At 20.3% G+C, this 26,999-nt stretch carries 26 protein-coding genes and 2 tRNA genes; 12 read left to right on the forward strand and 16 right to left on the reverse strand.

The window, feature by feature from the left end:
* Nucleotides 1–22: 22 nt before the first annotated feature.
* The 4 genes from pheS to tyrS all read left to right on the forward strand — a co-directional run bounded on the left by pheS (nucleotide 23) and on the right by tyrS (nucleotide 5,479).
* Nucleotides 23–1,018: a phenylalanine--tRNA ligase subunit alpha gene (gene pheS / locus GJT98_RS00520; RefSeq protein ID WP_168820824.1), complete on the forward strand. Its 996-nt coding sequence runs from the start codon at nucleotides 23–25 to the stop codon at nucleotides 1,016–1,018.
* Nucleotides 1,015–3,489, forward strand: a complete 2,475-nt coding sequence (gene pheT / locus GJT98_RS00525; RefSeq protein WP_168820826.1) for a phenylalanine--tRNA ligase subunit beta — start codon at nucleotides 1,015–1,017, stop codon at nucleotides 3,487–3,489. Before pheS ends, pheT begins: the two co-directional genes overlap by 4 nt.
* Before the next feature lie 69 nt (nucleotides 3,490–3,558).
* Nucleotides 3,559–4,179 (forward strand): riboflavin synthase, encoded by a 621-nt coding sequence (locus tag GJT98_RS00530; RefSeq protein ID WP_168820828.1) that lies wholly within the window; start codon nucleotides 3,559–3,561, stop codon nucleotides 4,177–4,179.
* Between the two features lie 19 nt (nucleotides 4,180–4,198).
* On the forward strand, nucleotides 4,199–5,479 hold the full coding sequence (gene tyrS, locus GJT98_RS00535) for a tyrosine--tRNA ligase (RefSeq protein WP_168820830.1): 1,281 nt from the start codon (nucleotides 4,199–4,201) through the stop codon (nucleotides 5,477–5,479).
* Nucleotides 5,480–5,526: 47 nt separating this feature from the next.
* On the opposite strand, the gene GJT98_RS00540 is transcribed toward tyrS, so the two are convergent.
* Together GJT98_RS00540 and GJT98_RS00545 are read right to left on the reverse strand one after the other, a co-directional pair.
* Nucleotides 5,527–5,599: transfer RNA gene (locus tag GJT98_RS00540), tRNA-Val, on the reverse strand.
* 35 nt (nucleotides 5,600–5,634) lie between these two features.
* Complete coding sequence (locus GJT98_RS00545; protein ID WP_168820832.1) at nucleotides 5,635–6,972, reverse strand: MATE family efflux transporter; 1,338 nt, start codon at nucleotides 6,970–6,972, stop codon at nucleotides 5,635–5,637.
* Between the two features lie 124 nt (nucleotides 6,973–7,096).
* Here GJT98_RS00545 and grxD point away from each other — a divergent pair, with 124 nt between their 5' ends.
* A complete protein-coding gene (grxD, locus tag GJT98_RS00550; protein ID WP_168820834.1) occupies nucleotides 7,097–7,411 on the forward strand; it encodes a Grx4 family monothiol glutaredoxin in 315 nt (104 codons plus the stop codon).
* Between the two features lie 23 nt (nucleotides 7,412–7,434).
* On the opposite strand, the gene rnt is transcribed toward grxD, so the two are convergent.
* On the reverse strand, nucleotides 7,435–8,067 hold the full coding sequence (gene rnt / locus GJT98_RS00555; RefSeq protein WP_168820836.1) for a ribonuclease T: 633 nt from the start codon (nucleotides 8,065–8,067) through the stop codon (nucleotides 7,435–7,437).
* Nucleotides 8,068–8,255: 188 nt separating this feature from the next.
* Here rnt and minC point away from each other — a divergent pair, with 188 nt between their 5' ends.
* Genes minC through minE form a run of 3 tightly spaced genes read left to right on the forward strand, consistent with a single transcriptional unit; the run spans nucleotide 8,256 to nucleotide 10,161 of the window.
* Nucleotides 8,256–9,029 carry a septum site-determining protein MinC gene (gene minC, locus GJT98_RS00560; protein WP_168820838.1) on the forward strand — a complete coding sequence of 258 codons (774 nt, stop codon included), beginning with the start codon at nucleotides 8,256–8,258 and terminating at the stop codon, nucleotides 9,027–9,029.
* A 33-nt stretch (nucleotides 9,030–9,062) separates the two neighbouring features.
* Complete coding sequence (gene minD, locus GJT98_RS00565; RefSeq protein WP_168820840.1) at nucleotides 9,063–9,872, forward strand: septum site-determining protein MinD; 810 nt, start codon at nucleotides 9,063–9,065, stop codon at nucleotides 9,870–9,872.
* A gap of 1 nt (nucleotide 9,873) precedes the next feature.
* Nucleotides 9,874–10,161 carry a cell division topological specificity factor MinE gene (gene minE, locus GJT98_RS00570; protein WP_168820842.1) on the forward strand — a complete coding sequence of 96 codons (288 nt, stop codon included), beginning with the start codon at nucleotides 9,874–9,876 and terminating at the stop codon, nucleotides 10,159–10,161.
* A gap of 9 nt (nucleotides 10,162–10,170) precedes the next feature.
* On the opposite strand, the gene tsaB is transcribed toward minE, so the two are convergent.
* Nucleotides 10,171–10,848, reverse strand: a complete 678-nt coding sequence (gene tsaB, locus GJT98_RS00575; RefSeq protein WP_168820844.1) for a tRNA (adenosine(37)-N6)-threonylcarbamoyltransferase complex dimerization subunit type 1 TsaB — start codon at nucleotides 10,846–10,848, stop codon at nucleotides 10,171–10,173.
* Nucleotides 10,849–11,109: 261 nt separating this feature from the next.
* Between tsaB and hslV the strand changes: the two genes are divergently transcribed.
* Together hslV and hslU are read left to right on the forward strand one after the other, a co-directional pair.
* Nucleotides 11,110–11,637, forward strand: coding sequence for an ATP-dependent protease subunit HslV (hslV, locus tag GJT98_RS00580; RefSeq protein ID WP_168820846.1), 528 nt, complete (start codon nucleotides 11,110–11,112; stop codon nucleotides 11,635–11,637).
* Nucleotides 11,638–11,657: 20 nt separating this feature from the next.
* Complete coding sequence (hslU, locus tag GJT98_RS00585; protein ID WP_168821425.1) at nucleotides 11,658–12,977, forward strand: ATP-dependent protease ATPase subunit HslU; 1,320 nt, start codon at nucleotides 11,658–11,660, stop codon at nucleotides 12,975–12,977.
* A 75-nt stretch (nucleotides 12,978–13,052) separates the two neighbouring features.
* Here hslU and hisIE read toward each other — a convergent pair whose 3' ends face one another.
* The 8 genes from hisIE to rnhA form a co-directional block, all read right to left on the reverse strand.
* On the reverse strand, nucleotides 13,053–13,661 hold the full coding sequence (gene hisIE / locus GJT98_RS00590) for a bifunctional phosphoribosyl-AMP cyclohydrolase/phosphoribosyl-ATP diphosphatase HisIE (RefSeq protein ID WP_168820848.1): 609 nt from the start codon (nucleotides 13,659–13,661) through the stop codon (nucleotides 13,053–13,055).
* The gene (gene hisF / locus GJT98_RS00595) at nucleotides 13,655–14,434 is read right to left on the reverse strand and encodes an imidazole glycerol phosphate synthase subunit HisF (RefSeq protein WP_168820850.1); all 780 of its coding nucleotides are present in this window, start codon (nucleotides 14,432–14,434) and stop codon (nucleotides 13,655–13,657) included. The genes hisIE and hisF overlap by 7 nt, the downstream gene beginning before the upstream one ends.
* Nucleotides 14,416–15,156, reverse strand: a complete 741-nt coding sequence (locus GJT98_RS00600; RefSeq protein WP_168820852.1) for a 1-(5-phosphoribosyl)-5-[(5-phosphoribosylamino)methylideneamino]imidazole-4-carboxamide isomerase — start codon at nucleotides 15,154–15,156, stop codon at nucleotides 14,416–14,418. Before GJT98_RS00600 ends, hisF begins: the two co-directional genes overlap by 19 nt.
* 10 nt (nucleotides 15,157–15,166) lie before the next feature.
* A complete protein-coding gene (gene hisH / locus GJT98_RS00605; RefSeq protein WP_168820854.1) occupies nucleotides 15,167–15,757 on the reverse strand; it encodes an imidazole glycerol phosphate synthase subunit HisH in 591 nt (196 codons plus the stop codon).
* Nucleotides 15,754–16,821 (reverse strand): bifunctional histidinol-phosphatase/imidazoleglycerol-phosphate dehydratase HisB, encoded by a 1,068-nt coding sequence (hisB, locus tag GJT98_RS00610; protein ID WP_168820855.1) that lies wholly within the window; start codon nucleotides 16,819–16,821, stop codon nucleotides 15,754–15,756. The genes hisH and hisB overlap by 4 nt, the downstream gene beginning before the upstream one ends.
* Before the next feature lie 28 nt (nucleotides 16,822–16,849).
* Nucleotides 16,850–19,252 (reverse strand): histidinol dehydrogenase, encoded by a 2,403-nt coding sequence (gene hisD, locus GJT98_RS02310; protein WP_211080540.1) that lies wholly within the window; start codon nucleotides 19,250–19,252, stop codon nucleotides 16,850–16,852.
* A 4-nt stretch (nucleotides 19,253–19,256) separates the two neighbouring features.
* Entirely contained in the window at nucleotides 19,257–20,156 is a 900-nt protein-coding gene (hisG, locus tag GJT98_RS00620; RefSeq protein ID WP_168820857.1) for an ATP phosphoribosyltransferase, read from the reverse strand.
* A 187-nt stretch (nucleotides 20,157–20,343) separates the two neighbouring features.
* Nucleotides 20,344–20,805, reverse strand: coding sequence for a ribonuclease HI (gene rnhA / locus GJT98_RS00625; protein WP_168820859.1), 462 nt, complete (start codon nucleotides 20,803–20,805; stop codon nucleotides 20,344–20,346).
* Between the two features lie 41 nt (nucleotides 20,806–20,846).
* On the opposite strand from rnhA, the gene dnaQ reads away from it, so the two are divergent.
* Both dnaQ and GJT98_RS00635 read left to right on the forward strand, forming a co-directional pair.
* The gene (gene dnaQ, locus GJT98_RS00630) at nucleotides 20,847–21,569 is read left to right on the forward strand and encodes a DNA polymerase III subunit epsilon (RefSeq protein ID WP_168820861.1); all 723 of its coding nucleotides are present in this window, start codon (nucleotides 20,847–20,849) and stop codon (nucleotides 21,567–21,569) included.
* A gap of 50 nt (nucleotides 21,570–21,619) precedes the next feature.
* A tRNA-Asp gene (locus GJT98_RS00635) sits at nucleotides 21,620–21,693 on the forward strand.
* Between the two features lie 52 nt (nucleotides 21,694–21,745).
* Here GJT98_RS00635 and GJT98_RS00640 read toward each other — a convergent pair.
* From GJT98_RS00640 to tkt, 4 genes are all read right to left on the reverse strand, one after another.
* Nucleotides 21,746–22,579, reverse strand: a complete 834-nt coding sequence (locus GJT98_RS00640) for a mechanosensitive ion channel domain-containing protein (RefSeq protein WP_168820863.1) — start codon at nucleotides 22,577–22,579, stop codon at nucleotides 21,746–21,748.
* Nucleotides 22,580–22,642: 63 nt separating this feature from the next.
* Nucleotides 22,643–23,722 (reverse strand): class II fructose-bisphosphate aldolase, encoded by a 1,080-nt coding sequence (fbaA, locus tag GJT98_RS00645; protein ID WP_168820865.1) that lies wholly within the window; start codon nucleotides 23,720–23,722, stop codon nucleotides 22,643–22,645.
* A 71-nt stretch (nucleotides 23,723–23,793) separates the two neighbouring features.
* Complete coding sequence (locus GJT98_RS00650; protein ID WP_168820867.1) at nucleotides 23,794–24,948, reverse strand: phosphoglycerate kinase; 1,155 nt, start codon at nucleotides 24,946–24,948, stop codon at nucleotides 23,794–23,796.
* Nucleotides 24,949–24,985: 37 nt separating this feature from the next.
* Nucleotides 24,986–26,998, reverse strand: a complete 2,013-nt coding sequence (tkt, locus tag GJT98_RS00655; RefSeq protein WP_168820869.1) for a transketolase — start codon at nucleotides 26,996–26,998, stop codon at nucleotides 24,986–24,988.
* Between the last annotated feature and the right edge of the window lies 1 nt (nucleotide 26,999).

Consider the following 26,999-nt stretch of genomic DNA (forward strand, 5'->3'; position numbering starts at 1 on the left):
TATATTAATGAGAATATCATATATGATATCTGATAATATAGTTATTATTGCAAAAAAAGAAATTTATTCAGTAAAAAATATTAAAGATCTAAATATATTAAAAATTAAATATTTAGGTAAAAAAGGATATATTACAAAACAATTTTTATTAATAAAAACTTTAAATAAAGAAGAAAAAATTAATAAAAGTATTATTATTAATAAACAAAAAAAACAAATACAAAAAATAATAATAAAACGTAAAAAAGAAATAGAATTAGATAAATATGATGAAAAAATTTTAAATCAAAAAATAGATATTTCACTACCTGGAAAATATATTGAAATAGGTTCTGAGCATCCTATAAAAAGTATAATTTACGAAATTGAAGAATTTTTTACACAAATAGGTTTTAAAATAGTTATAGGACCTGAAATAGAAGATGTTTATCATAATTTTGATGCATTAAATATTTCTAAAAACCATCCTATAAGAACAGAAAAAGATACATTTTGGTTAAATAAAAATACTTTATTACGCACTCAAACTTCTAACATACAAATTAGAATAATGAAAAAATCAAAACCTCCTATACGGATATTAACTTCTGGAAAAGTATATCGTAATGATTATGATAGTAATCATACTCCTATGTTTCATCAAATAGAAGGATTATTTATTGATAAAAAAGTAACTTTTAGTGATTTAAAAGGAATATTAATTTTATTTTTAAATTATTTTTTTGGTAAAAAATGTAAAATACGTTTTAGACCTTCTTATTTTCCTTTTACAGAACCTTCTTTAGAAGTGGATATTCTAAATAATAATCAGCAATGGATAGAAATTTTAGGTGCAGGAATGGTACATCCTAATGTTTTAAAAAATGTTCAAATAAATACTTCTCGATATTATGGATTTGCTTTTGGTTTAGGAGTAGAACGATTAGCTATGTTACGTTATAATATAAACGATATTCGTTTATTTTATGAAAATGATATACGTTTTCTTAAACAATTTAAATTCAATAATTTTATATGATTAAATTTAGTGAGTCATGGTTACGTGAATGGTTTAATTTTGATAAAGATATAAATTATTTAGCTGAAAAAATAACAATGTTAGGATTTGAAATAGAAAAAATTGAACCTATTACTATAAATATAAATTTTGACAATATCTTAGTAGGAGAAATAATAAAATCTTTTGTATATATAAAAAATCCTAAAATTTATAAATTAATAGTATCTATTAATAATGAAAAAACGTTAACAATATATTCTAATATAAATAATTGTAAAAATAAAATTAAAACTATTATAGCTACTAAATGTTCTTCTTTATATAAAAAATATATTAAAATACCAGAATATTCTTTTTTATTAAAATCAGAAGGATTATTATGTTCCTATCAAATTATTAATTTATATCAAAATAATACTATTAATAATATTATTGAACTAACTAAACATAGTTATAATGGAGAAAATGCACAAAAATATTTAAATTTAAAAGATAATATTTTACATATTAATATCCCTACTAATAGGTCTGATTGTTTAAGTATATTAGGATTTACTAGAGAATTATCTGTTTTAAATAAAAAATTATCTTTCAAAAAACCATATAAAAATAATTTAACTACAAAATCTAAAAAATATAAAATAAATATTAATTTTAATAAAAATATTAAAAATATACTATATCAATATAATTATTGTATTATTAAAAATCTTAATTTTACAAAAAAAATTCCATTATTTATTCAAAATAGATTATTTCAATCAGGAATTGATATTATTTCTGATAATCCATTATTAAATATTTATAATTATATAATTTTAGAATTAGGATATCCCATACAATTTTATGATTTTAATAAAATTAAAGGTAATATTTATATAAAATATGATGAAAAAAATGGATATGATTTTCTAAATATAGAAAATAAAAGAATTAATTTAATTAATGATAATTCATTACTTACTATAATGGACAGTTATAAAATAATATCTATACCTGGAATTATACAAAATAAAGACTTAGTTGTAAAATTAAAAACTAAAAATATTTTAATAGAGAGTTTGTTTTTAAATAAAAAATATATTGAATGTTTATTAAATAAAAATTCTTGCTTTAAAAATATTTCTAATATTTCTAATATTTATAATCGATATCTAGATCCCTTAATTCTAAAAGAAGTAATGATAAGAACAATAAATTTATTGATAGAAATATTTGGTGGCGATAGAAGTAAAATTTATACAATTAATATTAATAATATTTATTGTGTAAAAAAAGTAATTAAATTATCATTTAAACATATATATAAAATTTTAGGTTTTAATATTCTTCCAAAAGATATATTAAACATTTTAAATAAATTAGGTTTTTTTGTTATTAAAAAAAAAATTAATTATTGTATTATTCAAATACCTAGTTGGCGTAATGATATAAATATTTCAGAAGATTTAATAGAAGAAATCATACGTGTATATGGATATGATAAAATTCCTAATAAAATCAAAGTATTTTTTATTAAAAAAAATATTTTTAAAAAAAAGTTAAAATATAAAAAAATTAATATAAAAAAAATTAAAGATATTTTAATTCATAAAGGATATTATGAAGTAATTAATTATAGTTTTGTTGATCCTAAAATACAATCTATATTGTATCCAAAAATAGAATTTATTAAAATTAATAATCCTCTTACAATTGAAACATCCGTAATGCGTAATTCTTTATTATATGGATTAATTAATAATATTATTTATAATCAAAATAGACAACAAAAAAATTTACGTTTTTTTGAATATGGACTATGTTTTTTTAAAAATATAAAAGAAAAATTAGGAATTTCACAAAAGTTAATGTTAGCTGGTATAGCAAATGGAAATTTATATTCAGATTATTGGCAAGAAAAAAATAAACTAATAAATTTTTATGATATAAAAGGTGATTTAGAATATATTTTAAATTGTTTTCATAACTCTAATAAAATAGAATTTCGTCAAAATAACAATATTAAAATATTACATCCATATATAAGTTCATTAATTTATATTAATAAAATATATATTGGATATATTGGTATGTTACATCCTAAATTAATTAATTATTTTAATATAGATCATAATATTTTTTTCTTTGAATTATTTTTTAATAAAATTATTATTAATAATACTTTTAATTTTCAAAAAATTATTGATTTTCCAATAAATCGAAGGGATATATCTTTTTTTGTAAAAGAAAATATTTATTTTAAAGATATTTTATCTTTATTAAATAAATTAAAATTACAAGAAATTATAAAAATTCATTTAATTGATATATATAAAGGAGATAATATACCTATAGGATATAAAAGTATTACTTTAAGTTTATTTATACAAAATAAATCTTATACATTAAATGAAAAAGAAATTAATAATATTTTAAATAAATGTATTTTAGAATTAAAAAATAAATTTCAAATTTTATTAAGAGATCACATTTATTTATTAAAATAAAATTTTAAAATTATAAATAATATATGTTATTTATATAACAAGTAAATTTATTCTATAAAAAAGTAAAAAATGTTTACAGGTATTATTCAATCTATAGGTAAAATTAAAAATATTATCTTTAAAAAAGATATATATTGGATATATATAGAAACAAGTAAAAAATTCATTAAAAACCTAAAAATAGGAGAATCTATTTCTAATAATGGATGTTGTTTAACAATAGTTAATTTACATAAAAATATTATTAGTTTTCATTTAATAAAACAGACAATTAAAATTACAACTTTTAAAAAGATAAAAGTTGGTGATTATATAAATCTTGAAAAACCTATAAAAGTTAATGATCCTCTTGGAGGACATGTAGTTTTAGGACATGTTACTGATATTGGAATTATTACTAATATTATAAATTATGCTTTTTCTAAAATTTTATGGATAAAACCTAATAATATTTTACAAATGAATTATATTTTTCAAAAAGGATCCATATGTATAGACGGAGTTAGTTTAACAATAGACAAAAAATTAAAAAATAAATTTAGTGTAAATATAATACCAAAAACATTATATAAAACTACATTATCTAAAAAAAATATTAATAATTATGTAAATATTGAAACTGATGTATATACTAGAAATACAGTTAAAACTGTAGAAAGATTATATAATAATATTAAGTTTTTTAAATAAAATATTAAAAGGAATATGGATGATAAAAAAAAAAATAAATATTATAAAAAAATTAGAAAATCGTAATATTTTATATCAAGTAACTAATAAAAATAATTTATGTAAAATTTTAAATGAACAAAAAATTAATCTTTATTGTGGTTTTGATTTAACAGCAGATAGTTTACATATAGGACATCTTATACAATTAATTACACTCAAATATTTTCAAGAATTAGGGCACAGACCAATAATTTTATTAGGAGGAGCAACAAGCTTAATAGGAGATCCTAGTTTTAAATTAAGAAAAAGAAAAATAAATTCAATAGATCTTATAAATATATGGTTTCAAAAAATTAAATTACAACTAACTAATTTTTTAGATTTTAATTGTGGTAATAATAGCGCAACTATAATTAATAATTATAAATGGTTCCATAAAATGGATATTTTATTTTTTTTAAGAAAAATAGGAAAACATTTTTGTGTTAATCATATGATGAATAAAGATTCTATAAAAAATAGAATGATTAATAATAATACTGAAGGAATTTCTTTTACTGAATTTTCTTATAATTTATTACAAGCTTATGATTTTGCTTATTTAAATAAAAATTTTAATGTAATACTCCAAATTGGAGGTTCAGATCAATGGGGACATATTATTTCAGGAATAGATCTTATAAAAAAAATTTACAAAAAAAAAACTTTTGGAATAACAACTAATTTAATTCTTAAAAATGATGGAACAAAATTTGGAAAAACAGAAAAAAACACAATTTGGTTAGATTCAAAAAAAACTAGTCCATATAAATTTTTTCAATTTTGGTTAAATATATCAGATTCAATTATATTTAATTTTTTGAATATGTTTACTAATATTAGTTCAAATATAATTAATAATTATAATCAAAAAAAAAATAATATTAAACAAAATAGTCCTCAATATTTACTCGCAGAGTATATGACTAAAATGATACATGGTCAAAATAATTTAGTAATATCAAAAAAAATAACTAATTTACTTTTTTATGAAAAAATAAATAATTTATCTGAAAAAGATTTTTTTATATTATTTAATAATATTGATAATATTTCTTTAGAAAACAAAATATTTGATTTACAAACAATATTAATTTTAAGTAAATTTACATCTTCTCGTACAAAAGCATCTATTTTAATCAAATCGAATGCTATATTCATTAATAATGAAAATATATCTAATATTACATTTAAATTTACAAAATATCATAAAAAATTTAATCATTTTACTTTATTACGTAAAGGAAAAAAAAATTTTTGTTTAATTTATTGGAAATAAAAAAAATATTTATAATAGTACTATTATATAGTAATTTTTATTTTTTATGCGTTCTAGAGGATTTGAACCTCTGACTTTCACCATGTCATAGTGACACTCTACCTGCTGAGTTAAGAACGCATATGATATATAATATATCATATATATGATAAAAATCAATTTTTTTGTATTTTTAAAATACGTAAAATAATTAATATTGCTGCGATAGTTAATCCAATAATAAATCCGATCCAAAAACCTGATGGACCCATAGGGTTAGTGATTAAGTTCGTAATAGACAAGATATATCCAACTGGCAAACCTATTAACCAATAAGATATAAAAGTAATTAAAAAAATATATTTTGTATCTTTATAACCTTTTAAAATACCACATCCTATTACTTGAATAGAATCTGAAAACTGATAAATAGATGCTAATAATATTAAATGTGATGATAAATTTATAATATTCTTATTTGGATTATATAATGAAGCAATTTTTTTCCTAAAAAAAATACTTATTAAAATAGTAAAAATAGATATTATTCCTCCTATAATTTGTGCAATCCAACTAATAATTCTAGCTTTATCTTTATTACCTAAACCAAGGTATAATCCAACTATTATAGTAGTAGCAATACTTAATGATAAAGGAATAACAAAAATTAAAGAACTAAAATTTAAAGCTATTTGATGACTAATAATATTTTCTAATCCCATAGAAGATATAAATAAAGAAACAATACTAAATAATGTAATTTCAAAAAAAATAGATAATCCAATAGGAATTCCTAATTTTAATATTTTTTTTAATATTTTAAAATTAGGTTTATTTAATAAATTAAAATATTTAATATTATTAAAATATATTGATCTAGACATCCATATCATGGTTATAAAAAATAATATCCAGTAGATTAATACTGTAGATAAAGCACATCCTAAACTACCAAATGATGGTATATAACCAAAACCATAAATAAAAATATAATTAATTGGTATATATAAAATTACTCCAATCCAACTAATAATCATATCAGGTATGATTAAGGATAAAGCTATACATAAACAACGTAATATTTGTAATAATAAATATCCTGGTATACTCCAAAGCATTATTTTTAAAAATTTTTTTATTTTTAAAATTAAAAATATATTATTAGATAATATTGATATTAAAAAATTTATTTTATATAAAATTAGCATTAATATGCATGATATTATTATAGCTAATAAATATGATTGTTTTATATAATTTATTATATTTTTTTTATTATTAGATCCATATAATTTTGTAATAATAGGTATTAAAGCTAAAAAAATACCATGCCCAAACAATACTATTGGTAACCATATAGATGTACTTATTGATACTACAGCTATATCAATTTTATTAAAAGAACTTAACATAATAATATTGATAATACTTATTAATAGTAAAGCTATTTGTGTTAAAATCATTGGTATTGCAATATTAAATAATTTTTTAATTTCAATTAAATATTTTTGCACATATATCCTTTATATTTTTATAATTTATGAAATAAATATATTTTACTTTTAAATAATTTAGAATTATTATATATATAATTATATTAATTTTTAATAATTTATTATAAATAAAATAGAGAATTTTATGCAAATTTTTAATAAAATTAAAAAACAAATCAATAATAATCCTATTATTTTATATATGAAAGGAGATCTAGAAAATCCTCAATGTGGTTTTTCTGATAAAGCAGCTAAAATTATTTTATTTTATAAAGTAAAATGTACTTATGTTGATGTATTAAAAAATTCTAAAATTAGAATATCTTTACCAAAATATGCTGATTGGCCAACATTTCCACAATTATGGGTAAACGGTGAATTAATAGGAGGATATGATATATTATATACATTACATACTGATAATAAACTAAAAAATATTTTAAATATTAAAAAAAAATAATTTATATATAATTATAATAATTATTACGGAGGAGGCCATCCACCTTTTTTTTTCCAGTTATTAACTAATTTACAAAATAATTTAGCAGTACGATTAGTATCATATAATGCAGAATGTGCTTGATTATTATCAAATGAAATACCAATAGCATGACATGATTTAGCTAAAACAGTTTGACCTAATATTAAGCCACACATTGAAGCTGTATCAAATGTTACAAAAGAATGAAATGGATTATAATCTTCCATATTTGTTCTTTTAATAGCTTCCATAATAAAGCTATGATCAAAACTAGCATTATGAGCTACTATAACTGCTTTTTTACATTTATTTATTTTTATATCTTGAGAAATTTTTTTAAAAATAATTTTTAAAGCTTTTTTTTCATTTATAGCTCCTCTTAAAGAGGTATTAATGTTAATACCATTAAAAGCTATAGCTTCTGGAGAAATATTTGAACCTTTAAAAGGTATAATATGAAAATGTAATGTTTCATTTTTTTCTAACCAACCATTATACATTTTTAATGTTATTAAACTTATTTCTAATATAGCATTAGATTTAGAATTAAATCCTGAAGTTTCAATATCAATTACGACAGGATAAAAACCTCTAAATCTATAAGATAATAAATCTAATTTAGATAAGTTATTCATTTTTATTCTTAAAATTTTTATTTAAATATATTTTATATTAATATTATATACATAAATAAATTATACTTTTATGAATAAAAATACAAGTATAAAATATTTTATATATGTTTATATATTAAAAAAATATTTATATAATTGATAAAATTATTTTAAGTAAAAATAATTTTAATTAATTAAAGGCGATAAAAATGTTAACAAAAATAATAAAATTTAGACAAAATAATTTTTCCTTCTATGTAATTTATTTATATAATAATAAACCTGAGCTTATATATAATGCAATTAAAAAAAAAATAAATCATTCTCCTGTGTTTTTTAAAAAAATATCAGTTATTATAAATATTTATCATATAAAAAATGAAATGGATTGGGAAAAAGTTTATAATGCTATTATTTCTACAGGAATTAATATTATAGGAGTTAGTGGTTGTAATAATAAAAATATAATAAAAATTATACATAATACTGGTATACCTATTTTATTTACAAATAATAAAGATAATAAAAAAATTCAGAATATTGATATTAAAGAACAGAAAATAAATAAAAATACTTATAATACAACACAAAAATCTATTATTAAAATAATAAAAGAAAAAAGTTCATTATTACTAAATAAAAATATTATTTATAATAAAAGTAAAATTATTTATAATCCAATTAGATCAGGACAACAAATTTATGCTTATAATAGTGATCTAATTATTGTAAATAATGTTAGTACAGGAGCTGAATTAATAGCAGATGGTAATATTCATATTTATGGTTTTATGAGAGGAAAAGCTTTATCTGGAGCTAATGGAGATAAAAATTGTCAAATTTTTTGTAATCAATTATTTGCTGAATTACTATCTATTGCTGGTGAATATTTACTTCAAGATCAAATTCCTAAAAAATTTTTAGGAAAATCATCAAGAATATATTTAAAAAATAAAGTATTAACAATAAAATTATGTAATTAAATTTATTTTAGTTTACTGTTAAGGAACATTCTAATGCGTATAATTGTTGTTACTTCTGGTAAAGGTGGAGTAGGAAAAACTACTTCTAGTGCAGCTATAGCTACAGGACTAGCAAAAAATGGTAAAAAAACTGCTGTTATTGATTTTGATATTGGATTACGTAATCTTGATTTAATAATGGGTTGTGAAAGAAGAGTTGTGTATGATTTTATCAATGTTTTACAAGGAGAAGCAACATTAAATCAAGCTTTAATAAAAGATAAAAAACATAAAAATTTATATATTTTACCTGCTTCTCAAACAAAAAATAAAGATGCTTTAACTTATAAAGGAGTAGAAGTAATTTTAAAAAATTTACGTATTATGAATTTTGATTTTATCATATGTGATTCACCCGCAGGAATTGAGACAGGAGCTTTAACTGCATTATATTTTGCTGATGAAGCAATTATTACTACTAATCCTGAAATCTCTTCTATTAGAGATTCTGATAGAATTTTAGGTATTATTTCATCACAATCTAAAAGAGCTAAATATGGAGAAAATCCTATAAAAGAATATTTATTATTAACACGTTATAATCCTATAAGAGTTGATTGTGGTGATATGTTAAGTATTGATGATATTATAGAAATTTTAGGAATTAGAATAATAGGTGTAATACCAGAAGATCCTTTAGTTTTAAGAGCATCAAATCAAGGTAAAAGTATAATTTTACATGATAATTCTAATGCTTCATTAGCATATACTGACGCAGTTAAACGTTTATTAGGAGAAAAAATTCCTTTACGTTTTATAAAAAATAAACAAAAAAATTTTTTACAACGTTGGTTTTGGAGATAATATGAATTTTATTAATTTTTTTTTATCAAGAAAAAAGAAAACTGCTAATATTGCTAAAAAAAGACTACAGATTATTATATCAGAAGAATCAAAAAAAGGATATGTGTATCCTTGTTATATAACACAATTAAAACAAGAAATATTAAAAGTTATTTCTAAATATGTTAAAATTAATCCAAATATGATTAATATAGAGTTAGATGATAAAAAAAATAATATATCAACATTGGAATTAAATATTATTTTACCTAAAACAAAAAAATGTATAAAAAAAATGAATGATAAATAAAATTTATATTTATAATATATTTTTAATATAATTAATTTTATAATATTTTTTAATTTTTTTATTATTTAATAAAATATTATTAATAATATCAATAATTTCTTCTGAAGAAGGTTTATTAGAAATAAAATGTATTTTTAAGTTTTTATTTAATATTTTTTTTATATCATATTCTATATATTTATTTATATTAGAAATTAATACCCATATTCCTTTTAATAATAAGATTTTACTTAAAAAATCATTATAATTTAATAAACATTCATTTTTTTTACCAATCCATAAACCTTTATAATTTTTTCTATATAAAGAGAAATACAAAAGATTTTTATTACATTTAACTATAGTTATTACATTTTTAATTCCTGTTTTTTTCCATGATTTTTCAGCTAAAATCATTAAATGTGATATTCCTATTTTAGGAATATTAAGAGCATAAGATATACTTTCTATTGTTGCTATGCCTATTCTTATACTTGTAAAATTTCCAGGACCTAAATTATATCCTAATAAATTAATTTCAGATAATAATATTTTAGTTTCTTTTAAAATATTATTAATTAAATTTAATATATATTTTATATGTGAACAAGGACAAAATTTTATTTTATTGTAAATAATTTTATTATTTTTTAAGGTAATTAAACAATATTCAGTAGAAGTATCAATAGCTAAAATATTTTTATACATATAATTTTTAATTAGATATAAATTTATTGTTTAAAATTTAAATTATGTTATAATTTTACTGTTTTTAATAAATTTTAAAACTATTTTATATAATAATTATAATATAATATTATATTAAATAAAATATTAAATATTAAAATTAATTATTAATATTATAATTAATAATTTTATTTTTTTTTTAAAAAGTAAAATTTATTTATCGTATTGTTATGAGATATAAAATAAATAATAATTAATATGAGGGTATAGAGGTATAAACTCATGACAACAATAGTTAGTGTAAGGAAAAATAATAATGTAGTAATTGGTGGCGATGGACAAGCAACTCTTGGTCATATTATAATGAAAGGAAATGTTAAAAAAATTCGCAAATTATATAATAATACAGTTATTGCAGGTTTTGCAGGTGGTACTGCAGATGCTTTTACTCTTTTTGAATTATTTGAACAAAAATTAGAAATATATCAAGGTAATTTAATAAAATCAGCAGTAGAATTAGCCAAAGATTGGAGAACAGATCGTATGTTACGTAAATTAGAGGCTTTATTAGTAATTGCAGATAAAGTTACTTCTTTAATAATTACCGGTAGTGGAGATGTTATACAACCTGAGAATAATATAGTAACTATCGGTTCTGGTGGGCCATATGCACAAGCATCAGCTCGTGCTTTGTTTGAAAATACTAATTTAAGTGCATATGAAATAGTTAAAAAATCTTTAAATATAGCAGGAGATATTTGCATATATACTAATCATAATTTTACTATTGAAGAATTACCATCTAAATAAGCATGAGGAAAATGCTAATTATGTCTGAGATGACTCCAAAAGAAATTGTTAATGAATTAGATAAATTTATTATTGGGCAAGAAAGTGCAAAAAAAGCTGTAGCTATAGCGTTAAGAAACCGTTGGCGTCGTATGCAACTAGATGAAAATTTAAGACAGGAAGTAACACCTAAAAATATATTAATGATAGGGCCTACTGGTGTAGGAAAAACAGAAATTGCACGTAGATTAGCAAAATTAGCTAATGCACCCTTTATAAAAGTAGAAGCTACTAAATTTACTGAAATTGGTTATGTTGGTAAAGAAGTAGATTCTATTATTCGTGATTTAACTGATGTTTCTATAAAAATGATAAGGATACAAGCATTTAATAAAAATTGTAATAGAGCAAAAGAAATGGCGGAAGAAAGAATTCTTAATGTTTTAATTCCAAATAAAAATAATTGGAATAATGATAATAATATGGAATTAATTCGTCAAAAATTAAAAATTAAACTTAAAAATGGATTATTAGATAATCAAGAAATTGAAATTAATGTATCTAGTACCCCTATGGGTATTGAAATTATGGCTCCTCCAGGAATGGAAGAAATGACTAGTCAATTACAGTCACTATTTCAAAATTTAGGAGGTAATAAACAAAAAAAACGTAAATTAAAAATTAAGGATGCTATTAAATTATTAATAGAAGAAGAAGCAGGGAAATTACTTAATAATGAAGATATTAAACAAAAAGCTATAGAAGCAGTAGAACAAAATGGTATTGTTTTTTTAGATGAAATAGATAAAATTTGTAGAAGAAGTCATAATGTATCTTCTGATATTTCTAGAGAAGGAGTACAGAGAGATTTATTACCGTTAGTTGAAGGATGTACTGTATCAACAAAACATGGGATGGTTAAAACAGATCATATTTTATTTATTGCTTCAGGATCATTTCAAATATCTAAACCTTCTGATTTAATACCTGAATTACAAGGTAGATTACCTATTAGAGTAGAATTAAAAGCACTTACTAGTAATGATTTTGAAAGAATTTTAATAGAACCTAATGCATCTATAACAGTACAATATAAAGCATTATTAGCTACTGAAAAAGTAGATATCATCTTTACTAAAGATGGTATTAAAAAAATAGCAGAATCTGCTTGGAAAGTTAATGAAACTACTGAAAATATAGGAGCAAGAAGATTACATACTGTTCTAGAATATTTAATGTCTGATATATCTTATGAAGCTAATGAATATAATAATAAATCAATTATTATTGATAAAAATTATGTAAGTAAACATCTTGACACATTAATAATTAATGAGGATATTAGTAGATATATTTTATAATAAATTTTTTTATTTTTTTTAATAAAATAAAAAAATTTATAAAATAAAATTTTATTAAAATTAATCTAAATAAAATTAAGAATTTCTTTTCTTTAAAATTTTTATAATATCATTTAAATTAATATTTTTTATTTTTAATAAAACAATTAAATGATATACTAAATCAGCTGTTTCTTGCATAGTTTCTTTTTTATTATTATCATTTGCAGCTATAATAGTTTCTATGGCTTCTTCTCCTACTTTTTGTGATATTCTTTTTAAACCACTTTGGTATAAATCATAAGTATATGAAGATTCTATAGAATACTTTTTTTTATCTAAAATTTTTTCTAATAAATATAAAAAAGTAAAATCTGAAATAATATTTTTAAAACAACTATATTCATTTAAATGACATGTTTTATTAATAGGATTAACTAAAATAAGTAATGTATCTTTATCACAATCTATTGCAATTTTTTTAACATATAGAAAATTACCTGTTGTTTCTCCTTTAGTCCATATTTTATTTTTAGTTCTAGAAAAAAATGTAACTTTTTTAGTTTCTAATGTTATTTTCAGAGATTTTTGATTCATATATGCATGCATAAGTACTTGTCCAGAAATTTTATGTTGTATAATAACTGGAATTAATCCTTTTGTTTTTAACCAATTTAGATCATTTATAGAATTTAGTATTAACATAGTCTTACCTCAATATTTTTTTTAGATAAAAATTTTTTTAATGTATTAATATTAATAATATTTTTATGAAATACTGATGCAGCTAGAGCACCATCAACATTTATTTCTTTGTTAAAAACATGATAAAAATCTTTTAAAGAACCTGCACCTCCAGAAGCAATTAAAGGAATTTTACAAATTTTTCTAATTTTTTTTAATTGTATTAAATCATAACCATTGCATAATCCATCTTGATTCATCATATTTAATACTATTTCTCCAGCTCCTAATTCTTGTACTTTTTTAATCCATTCTATTGTTTCCCAAGGAGTTTTTTTAGTATATTTTGTATTACCAGTATATTTATATACACAATATTTTTTAGTTTCTTTGTTATACCAAGAATCTATTCCTATAACAATACATTGTTTACCAAAATATTTGGATAATTTTGTTATTAAATAAGGATTATCTAATGCAGGAGTATTTATAGATATTTTTTCCGCTCCTAAATATAATATTTTAGCAGCATCATCTATAGATTTAATACCACCTGCTATACAGATAGGTATACTAATTTTTTTAGCAATTTGTGATATCCATTTTTTATCTACTAATCGTTTATCAATAGATGCTGTAATATCATAAAATACTAATTCATCAGCTCCCTCTTTATCATATTTAGTAGCTAGGGATAAAATATCTCCTATAATTTTATGATTTTTAAATTGTTTCCCTTTTACTACTACATCTTTATAAACATCTAAACAGGGAATTATTCTTTTTGCCAACATAAATTAGCCTCTTTAATAGTAAATTTTTTTTCTAAAAAAGCTCTTCCTATAATTATATTTTTTACGCCACTATTTTTTAAATTTAAAATATCTTGTAAAGTAGAAATACCTCCTGATGCTTGAAAAAATATTTCTGGATATTTTTTAACTATTTCAGTATATAAATTTATATTTGGTCCTAAAAAAGTTCCATCTCGAGAAATATCAGTACATAACACATATTTTAATCCTATATTTAAAAATTTTTCTATAATATCTTCAAAAATCATATTACTTTTATTTTGCCAGCCATTTATAAAAATTATTTTTTCATAATTTTTATTAAATTTAATATCTAATGCTAAAATAATAGAATGTGGATTATATAAATTAAACCATTTTTGTACATTTTTAAAATCTTTAATTATTGAAGATCCTAATATAATTTGAGCATTAGGTATTAAATCAAAAATTAAATCTATATCCTTTTGGGATCTAATACCTCCCCCTATTTGTATAGAAGGTATTTGATATTTAGAAATTTCTTTTAATAGGTTAATTTGTTTTTTATTAGGATTTTTAGCTCCATCTAAATCTACAATATGGATTTTTTTTGCTCCTTCTTTAAGACATTTTTGTATATAAAATAAAGGTTCATATAAATATTTACGTTTTAAATTAAACTTTCCTTGATGTAATCTAACTACTTCTCCTTTTATTAAATCAATTGCTGGAATAATCATATTTATAGTTTTATATTTTTAAAAAATTTTTAATTAATTGTATACCATTAATTCCTGATCTTTCTGGATGAAATTGTACTCCAAAAAAATTTTTTTTCTGAATAACAGAACTAAAAATATTATCATAATTAGTAGTAGCTACTGTATAATCATTAATATTAACTTTATAACTGTGTGAAAAATAAAAATAAGAATTTTTATTAATATTATTGAATAATGGCGATGATTTTATATTATTTACTTTATTCCAGCCCATATGAGGAACTGGTATATGTTTATTATTCATTAATTGAGAAAAATAATCTAAAATTCCTAATGTAGAAATTCCATTATTTTCTTCACTATATTTACCTAAAATTTGCATACCTAAACATATCCCTAAAATATCTTTTTTACAATTTTGAATTAATTTTATTAAATTATCATTTTTTAATTTTTTAATTATAGAATTTGCTGAACCTACTCCTGGTAAAAAAATTTTATCAGCATTTAAAATTACATCTTTTTTATTTGTAATTTCAGAATTAAATCCTATTTTTTTTATAGTAGTTTTTAAAGAATAAAAATTACCACAAGATGTATCTAAAATAACAATTTTCAATTTAAAACTCCTTTTGAACTAGGAATAATGTTATTTACAATTTTTATAGCTTTTTTTAAAGAACATCCAAATGCTTTAAATAAGCTTTCAACTTTATGATGATCATTTTCTCCTGTAGCTTTTAAATATATATTACATGACATAGAATATGATAAAGAATAAAAAAAATGTTTAATCATTTCTGTACTTAAATCACCAATTTTTTGATATTTAAAATTTACATAATATTGTAAATATGGTCTACCAGATAGATCTAATGAACATTGAGCTAATGATTCATCCATTGGTAAAAAAAAACCAAATCTATTAATACCTCTTTTATTACCAAGAGCTTTAGAAAAAGCTTGTCCTAATGCTATTGCAATATCTTCTATAGTATGATGATCATCAATAAATAAATCTCCTTTACTATAAATATTTAAAAGAAATCCTCCATGTATTGCTATTTGTTCTAACATATGATTTAAAAAATTAATTCCAGTATTAATAATATTTTTACCTTTTTTATTTAATAATAATTCTACATTTATTGTAGTTTCTTTTGTTATTCTTTTTATTATAGCATATCTTTTTATTGGTGTTAATTTTGTTAAAATATCTAACCAATTACATATTTTTTTATTATATAAAATACCTTGAATACCAATGTTTTTTGCTAATTCAATATCAGTTAAACGATCACCTATAACATAACTATTTTTTTTATCTAAATTATTATTTAAATATGGTTTTAATAATGTTAAATTTGGTTTTCGACATAAACAATTATCATAAGAATAATGAGGACAAATAAAAATATTTTCAAATTCTATATTTTGTGATTTAAAAATATTAATCATAAAATTATGGGGAATATTAAAAGATTTATGAGAGAAAGATTTACTTCCTAAACCATCTTGGTTTGTAATTATTACAAATAAATAAGAAAGTTTTTTTAAAGCTGATAATGTAATAATAACATTTTTTTCAAAAAATAATTTATTAATATGATCAATTTGATAATTATTTTTAGGTTCAGATATTAAAGTTCCATCTCTATCTATAAAAAGTATTTTTTTTAACATATAGTATTTCTTTTTTTATAAAATTTTCTTAAGATAATTTTTTTAATTCAAAAAATAATTTTTTACATTCGTAAAATGTTCCTACTGTAATTCTTAAACAATTATGTAATTTTTTTTCATGATTTTGATTTCTCACAATTATTTTTTTTTTATTTAACATATTAAAAATATTATTAGAATTATTAAATTTTATTAGAATAAAATTAGTTTTACTATTAAATATAGTTTTTATACAAGGACAATTATTTAAATTATTTATTAACCATTTTTTATTATTAATTATTATTTTTACATTATTTTTCATAATAATTAAGTTTTTTAAATTTAAAGCTTGTATAGCTATATCTATAACAGGATCAGGAATGGGATAGGGAGCTATAACTTTTATTAAAATATTAATAATATTTTTATTTGTTAATATAAAACCACAACGTAACCCAGCTAATGCAAATGCTTTAGATAAAGTTCTTAATATAATTAAATTTTGATATTTATTTATTAAATAAGTTAAAGATTGATTAATACAAAATTCAATATACGCTTCATCAATAACAATAATTATTTTATTTTTTGTTAATTCTAATAGTTTTATTATATTATTTATATTAATAGAATTACCAGTTGGATTATTAGGATTACAAATATAAATAATTTTAACATTATTAAGATTTTTTTTAATTTTATCTAAATTTAATTCCCAATTATCTATACTATTAATCATTATATATTTAATATCTAATATCTCAGCAGTAACACGATACATATCATATGTTGGTGGACAAAATAGTATTTTATCATGTCTTTGATTACAAAATGTACGCATAATTATATCTATGCCTTCATCTGCTCCTCTTGTAATTAAAATGTTTTCAGTACTTAAATTTACATATCGACTATACATATTAATTAATTCTTTAGATTGAGGTTCTGGATATTTATTAAATATTTTTTTATTTAAAGTAAAATAAGAGGTAATAGGCGATTCATTAGCATTTAATAAAATTGAATGTTTCATATCACTTTTATATAGTGATCTAGCTGATTTATATGGAATTAAATTAATAATATTTTTTCGAGCTATTTTATTAATATTATTTATTTTTTTTTTTTGATGAAAAAAATTTTTATTAATAAAATTTTTTCTTATTGTAATAGAATTACTATGTCCTAATAAATTTTCTGTTTTTGCCATAATTTCTACTGTATGAGAAATATTTAATAAACCCTTTTTTGTTAATTTTTGTACATACATTCTTTTTTGAAAATCAGAAATTCCTAAACCTGAATATGTTAATGCATAACCATAAGTAGGTAAAACATGATTAGTTCCTGAAGCATAATCTCCAACTGATTCAGGAGTCCAATGACCTAAAAAAATTGATCCTGCATTAATAATTTTAGATAAAATTTTTTCATAATTATGACATTGGATAATAAGATGTTCAGGAGCATATTTATTTATTATTTTTATACATTCTTCAATATTTTTAACTATTATAATATGACTATTACTAATAGATTTTTTTGCTATATTTTTTTTAGGTAATTTTTCTAATTGTTGAGAAAGACCTTTTTGAACTAATTTTGCAATTTTTTCTTCAGTAGTAATTAAAAATACTTGAGAATCAATTCCATGTTCTGCTTGTGATAATAAATCTGCTATAATAAAATTATAATTTGCAGTATTATCAGCTAAAATAATTAATTCTGATGGACCTGCTGGCATATCTATAGAAATATTACTATAAATTTTATTTTGATTACTTACTTGTTTTTTAGCCTCTGTAACAAAAAAATTTCCTGGTCCAAAAATTTTATTTACTCTATTAATAGATTCTGTACCAAAAGCCATGGCTGCTATAGCATGGGCTCCTCCTACCTGAAAAATATTTTTTATATTACATAAATAAGCTGCAAATAAAATTTCGTTAGATATTGGAGCAGGAGAACATAATATAATTTCAGGACATAAAGCTAATTGAGCAGGAATTCCTAACATTAATACAGTGGAAAATAATGAAGATGTTCCTCCTGGGACGTATAATCCAACTTTAGGTATAGGACGATAAATTTGTTTACAAAAAACTCCAGGTATAATTTCAATTATTTTTTTTTTAAAAATCTGATATTTATGAAATTTATATATATTATTATAAGCACTTTGTATTGCATTTTTAATGTTTTTATCTATATAAAATTTTGCATTATTTATTTTTTCTGTATTAATTTTTAAATTATCAATTTTTATTTTATCAAATAATAAATTATATTTTTTTAAAGCATTATCTCCTTTTTTTTTTACTTGATTTAAAATATTTGTTACATTATTTTTAATTTTTTTATCTATTAAAAATATTGGTCGAGATAATATTTTTTTTTTTTCATCTTTATTATGATTATGCCAATAAATTAAATTATTTATAATAGTCATTTTATTACTCCATTATTTTTTCAATAGGTAAAACTAAAATAGAACTTGCTCCTAATAATTTTAATTTTTCCATTTTTTCCCAAAATAGTGTTTCACTACATACCATATGTATGGCTATTTTTTTAGTTTCTCCCATTAATGGTAAAATAGTAGGATTTTTAACATAAGATAATAATGACATTACTTGTTTTAATTTTTTATTTGGAATATGTAACATTATATATTTAGATTCTCTAGCTTGAATAACTCCTTTTATTCTAGTTAATAATTTATTTATTAATTTTTGTTTAAAATTTGATATTTTATCATAACGTTGTATTAAACACGCTTGAGAAGCATATATAATTTCTACTTCTTTAATACCATTAGCTTCTAATGTTGCTCCTGTTGAAACTAAATCACAAATAGCATCTGATAAACCTACTCTAGGAGCTAATTCTACTGAACCATTTAACATACATGATTTAAATATAATATGATGTTTATCGAGATACTTTTTTAATAAATTAGGATAAGAAGTTGCTATACAAGTATTTTGTAAAGATTGTAATCCTGTATAATTTTTATTAATAGGAATTGCTATAGATAATCTACATATACCAAAATCTAATTTACGTAATGTTAGATAATTTGCATTATCTCCTCTTGAGAGTCTAGTTAAAACTTCTTCTTCCAAAACATTTTTCCCAATAATACCTAAATCAACTACACCTTCCATAATTAATCCAGGAATATCATCATCACGTACTCTCAGAATATCAATAGGCATATTTTCTGTAAAAGCAATTAATCGTTGTTGTTGTAAATTAATTTTAAGACCACAATTTTTTAAAAGTTTACTAGATTCATTACTTAAACGACCAGATTTTTGTATTGCAATACGTAAACGATTATTATCTAGCATATTTTACCTTTTTATTTAAAAAACTTTAATTTTTTAAATATAAATTTAATAATTAAAAATTATTTATTTTATTTAAACTTAAATAACTTATTTAAAAATAACAACCATTTTTATTAAAAATTTTTTATAAATTTATTTTTTTAAATTTTATAAAAATATTTTTTAAAAAATTAAAATATATTTATTTTTATTTTATGTAACCTAAATCCCTATTTATAGGGTTTTTTGCTGAAATACGAGCTAATTGATCACATTTATTATTCATTTCATGATATGAATGTCCTTTAATCCATTTCCAATAAATATTATGGTTAGATAAAGCAAATTCTAATCTTTTCCATAAATCAATATTTTTTACTTTTTTTTTATTATCACGTAACCAATTACATTTTTTCCAATTATATATCCATTTTGTAATTCCTTTTTGTAAATAATTACTATCAGTAAATATGTAAATATTACAATTCTCTTTTAGAGATTCTAATGCTATAATAGAAGCCATTAACTCCATTCTATTATTAGTTGTTAAAAAAAATCCTTTAGTTAAAATTTTTTCATATTTATGATATTGTAAAATAGCAGCACATCCTCCTGGTCCAGGATTATATATACAAGAACCATCTGTAAAAATATTTATATTTTTATACATATAACTTTTTTATTAAAATTTACATTATTTATATAACAAATATGAAAAAATTTAATATACGTCAAGTAGTTTTAGATACAGAAACAACTGGGATGAATTTATCTTATCCCTATTATATAGGACATCGTATTATAGAAATAGGAATTATAGAAATTATTAATCGTAATATTACTAAAAATTACTTTCATACATATATAAATCCACAACAAACTATAAGTAAAGAAGCATTTAATATTCATGGTATTTCTAATGAATTTTTATATAAAAAACCTATTTTTTCTAACATTGTTGATAATTTTTTAAATTATATTAAAGGTTCAGAACTTATTATTCATAATGCTCAATTTGATATTAATTTTTTAAATTATGAATTATCTTTATTAAAAAAAAATTTTCCTAAAATAGAAGATATTTGTACTATAAAAGATACTCTTAAAATAGCTAGAAATCTTTTTCCAGGAAAAAGAAATTCATTAAATTCTTTATGTTCTAGATTTAATATTGATAAAAGTAAACGTAATTTACATGGAGCTTTATTAGATGCGAAACTTTTAGCATATGTTTTTTTATTTATGACTACTGAACAAAATTCATTTGAATTAAAATTTTCTAAAGAAAAAAATAATGAATTAGAAAATTTATTTAAAAAATTTAAAAAAAAAAAATTATTAATTATCACAGCTTCTAATCAAGAATTAAAATTACACAAATTAAATTTAAATTTAATTAAAAAAAAATGTGGTTTTTATTTATGGAAAAAATAAATAAAAGTATTGACGATTAACAATATGATATATAATATAATAATTATTATGGTGCGATAGTTCAGTTGGTTAGAATACCGGCCTGTCACGCCGGGGGTCACGGGTTCAAGTCCCGTTCGCACCGTAGTATTAAATTTTTAATATAGTAAAAATATAATAATTTATTAATAATATTATTAATCATTATTAATCCATAATACACATGATTTTTTATATAATTCTAAATTATTTTTTAAAATATTAATTAAATCTGAACAAATTTCTTTTTTATTTATAAAATCATTAATCCAAAAAAAAACAGTAAAATTAATAGAATTATTAGTAATTTCATCAACAATAACATTAACAATTGAATTTTTTATTATTTTATCATTTAAGGAAACAGTATCTAATAAAATTTTTTTAATCATATTTATATCTTTTTGTATTAAATCTCGTGAAATACCTAAAGTAATTTTATTACGATATTCATTTGATTTAGAAAAATTTACTATATTTTCTGTAAGAATTTTTCCATTCGGAACAGATATAATACTACCATCAAATGTTTTTAAAAGAGTACAAAAAATTTCAACATTAGTAATTTTCCCAGTAATATTACCTATGTTAATATAATCTCCTACTTTAAAAATACGAAAAGTAATAATTAATAATCCTGAGGCTAAATTTGCTAATGCACTTTGCCAAGCTAAACCAATTACTAATCCTATAGTTCCAAATGCAGCAAAAATTGATGATGTTTTTAATCCAATACTACTTAATGCACTAACTATAACAAAAATAGTTAAACTATATTTAAAAACATTTGTCAGAAATCCAGTTGTAATAGGATCTATATTTCTAATAGTAAAAACATTTTTTATTGTTTTAGTAACAAATTTCACCCCCCATAATCCAAAAAATAAAACCATCCCGGCTAAAATAAAATGCTCACATTGATATAAAATAAAAATTCTATTTTTAAATATCCACATTTTTATAAAATCTAATACACTAGTAAATTTATTCATATTTTAATAATCCCTTTTATAAAATAATTTGTATTGTTTTTTATAATTTAAGTAATTTATTTTTTATAATATATTAATCGCATTTAATTCTTTAAATGTTCTTTCTAGTCGTTTTTTCATAGAAATTTGTGATGCTCTAATCCATGATCTAGGATCATAATATTTTTTATTAGGTTTATTTAATCCTTCTGGATTACCAAGTTGGTTCTGTAAATATTTTTTATATTTTTTATAAAATTTTAATATACCTTCCCATGTAGCCCACTGAGTATCTGTATCAATATTCATTTTAATAACACCATAATTTATAGATTTTTTAATTTCTAATAATGAAGATCCAGAACCACCATGAAATACAAAATTAATAGGATTTTTAGAAAGATTATGTTTTTTACTAATAAATTTTTGTGAATTTTTTAAAATTTCAGGCAATAATTTTACATTTCCTGCTTTATATACTCCATGAACATTACCAAAAGAAGCAGCAATAATAAACTGTGAACTGATTAATTTTAATTTTTCATAGGCATAATTTACATCATTATAATCAGTATATAATAATTTTTTATTTAAATTACTATTATCAATACCGTCTTCTTCTCCTCCTGTACATCCTAATTCTATTTCTAATGTCATTTTCATATGTGACATTCTTTTTAAATAATAACTACATATTTTAATATTATCTTTAAGAGACTCTTTAGATAAATCTATCATATGAGATGAAAATAAAGATTTTTTATGTATTAAATAGTATTTTTCATTTTCATTTAATAAATGATCTATCCAAGATAATTTATTTTTTGGACAATGATCAGTATGTAAAATAACTGGGATACCATAATATTTAGCAATTTTATGAACATGTTTAGCTCCAGAAATAGCTCCTATTACAGAAGCTAATCTAGGATTTATTTTTTGTAATCCTTTACCAGCAATAAAAGAAGCTCCTGAATTTGAAAATTGAATAATTACTGAAGATTTTACTTTTGCTGCAGTTTCTAATACTACATTAATAGAATCAGTACCAATACAATTAATAGCTGGTAAAGCAAAGTTATTTTCTTTTGCTATTTTAAATATGGTTTGTACATCATTACCAACAACGACACCAGGTTTTACATAATTTAAAATTTTAGACATAATATATACTTTACCTTATTGTAATTTTTTTATTATTAAAAATTTTAATATTTTAATTAAAAATTAAAATATTATAAAATATTTTCTAATATAGATATAACAGGTAATTTACGTCCTTCGATATATTTTAAAAAAGCTCCACCACCTGTAGAAATATAGGAAATTTTATTAAAAGCATTAAATAATTCTATTGCAGCTAATGTATCTCCTCCTCCTACAATAGAAAAAGCATTACTATTTATAATAGCTTTAACTATATTTTCAGTACCTTTTCTAAAATTTTTAAATTCAAATACTCCAATAGGACCATTCCATAATATGGTTTTTGCTTTTTTTAATTCATTTTTAATAATATTTATAGTTTTATGCCCTATATCGAGAATTTTTTCATTTTTTAATATGTTATTAATATTTTTTATTTTTACTAAAGAATTATTTTTAATAGATGTACTAACTACACAATCAACGGGAAGAATTATATTTTTATATTTATTAATTATTTCTTGTGCTAATAAAATAGCATTAGGTTCATATAATGAACTTCCAATATCATTATTTAATGATAATAAAGTATTTGCTATACCTCCTCCTACAATTACTTTATCAGATAATTTAGATATTTTTTTTAAAACATTAAATTTAGTAGATATTTTAGCTCCACCTATAATAGAAATTATTGGTTTTACAGGATTTTTTAATAATTTTTTTAAATTTTTTATTTCATTTATTAATAAAAATCCTGCACAAGATTTTTTAGCAAAATTAATAACACCATAAGTAGATGAATGAATACGATGAGAAGTTGCAAATGCATCCATTACAAATATATCGCATAAAGATGCATATTGTTTAGATAGTTTTATACTATTATCTTTTTCACCAATATTAAAACGAACATTTTCTAAAAGAATGATTTCATTATTTTTAAACTCACATCCATTTAAATAATTTTTTTGTAAAATAACTTTATGATTTAAAATTTTTTCTAAATATATAGCAATTTTTTTTAGAGAAAATAAAGAATTATATTTTCCTTCACTAGGTCTTCCTAAATGAGAAGCTATAATAATTTTAGATCCTTTTTTTAAAGCATACTTTATAGTTGGTAATGATAATCTAATTCTAATATCAGAAATAATATTACCATTTAAATCTATAGGCACATTAAAATCAGATCTAATTAATAAAATTTTATTTTTAATATTTAAATTTAAAATACTCAACATAAGTAATTTAATCCTATAATTTAAAATGTTAAAACAATTAATTATATATATTTTTAAAAATTTTTTTAATTTTTAAAATAATGTTTTCAACAGTAAAACCAAATATTTTAAATAATTCTTTTGCAGGAGCAGAATATCCAAAAGTATTAATACCAATTACACTACCATTTAAACCTACATATTTATACCAAAAATCTTTAGAACCAGCTTCAATAGCTATTCTACATTTAATATTAATAGGTAATATATAATTTTTATATTCTTTTGTTTGTTTATCAAAGGTATCAGTAGATGGCATAGATACTACTCTAATTTTATATTTTGAAATAGATAATTTTTTATATACTTCAACAGCTAAAGATACTTCAGAACCAGAAGCAATTAAAATAATTTGGGGATTTTTATCTATACAATCTTTTAATATATATCCTCCATATGATATAAATGATATTTCTTTTTTATTTCTTTTTTGTGTAGGTAAATTTTGTCTGGATAAAACTAATACAGTAGGTTTAGATATATTTTCAATAGCAATTTTCCATGCTAGAGCGGTTTCAATTTGATCACATGGACGCCAAATACTTATATTTGGAATTAATCTTAAACTAGATAATTGTTCTATAGGTTGATGTGTAGGTCCATCTTCTCCTAATCCTATAGAATCATGGGTAAAAATCATTATATTTCTAATTTTCATTAAAGAAGCCATTCTTATGGCATTACGACAATAATCTGAAAAAACTAAAAAAGTAGCAGTATAAGTAATAAATCCCTTATATAAGGAAATTCCATTTGCTATAGCCATCATACCAAATTCTCTTACTCCATAATGGATATAATTACCATCTTTAAATTGATTAATAGGTCGAGAATTTTTTAAAAAAGTTAGATTACTACTAGATAAATCTGCAGAACCTCCGAATAATTCTGGTAATAATTTTGAATATTTTTGTAAAATATTCTTAGATGCTTCTCTTGTTGAAAGATTAATATTAAAATGATTTAATTTATGGATATATTTATTTATTTTATTATTCCAATTATATGGTAGAATATTATTAATTCTTCTTTTAAATTCTTTAGCTAAAAGAGGAAATTTATGATAATAATTTTTAAACATATTTATCCATTTAAGTTCTTTTATACTACCTATTTTTTTTGCATTCCATTTGTCATAAATATATTCAGGAATTTCAAAAGGTTTATAATGCCAATTTAATTTTTTTCTTATTAGTATAATTTCTTCTTTACCTAAAGGAGTTCCATGTGCAATATTTTTTCCTGATTTATTAGGTGATCCAAAAGCAATAATTGTATTACAAATTAATAAAGAAGGTTTTTCTTCTTTAAGAGATTTAGCATTTTCAATAGCTATTTCTATATTTTTATAATTATGTCCATTTATATTTGGAATAACATTCCATCCATAAGATTCAAATCTTTTTTGAGTATCATCATTACACCATCCTTTAATATTTCCATCTATAGAAATGTTATTATTATCATAAAAAACTATTAATTTTTTTAATTTTAATGTTCCTGCTAAAGAACATACTTCATGAGAAATACCTTCCATTAAACAACCATCACCTACAAAAACATAAATATAATGATCAATTATATTAAAATCTAATCTATTAAATTGTGCTGCTAACGTTTTTTCAGCTATAGCCATACCAACAGCATTTGCTAATCCTTGTCCTAAAGGACCAGTACTAGTTTCAATATTAGAAGTACAGCCATATTCAGGATGTCCCGGAGTTTTAGAATATAGTTTTCGAAATTTTTTTAAATCAGAAATTGTTAAATTATATCCAGTTAAATGTAACAAACTATACATTAACATTACACAATGTCCATTGGATAATATAAATCGATCACGATTTATCCATAAAGGATTATTAGGATTATGATTTAGATAATTACGCCAAAGTACTTCAGCTATATCTGCCATACCCATTGGTGCTCCAGGATGTCCGGACTGAGCATTTTCTATAGCATCTATACTTAAAAATCGAATAGCATTAGCAAGATTTCTTCTAGAAGGCATA

Source organism: Enterobacteriaceae endosymbiont of Donacia sparganii, assembly GCF_012569045.1.
Classification (GTDB): domain Bacteria; phylum Pseudomonadota; class Gammaproteobacteria; order Enterobacterales; family Enterobacteriaceae.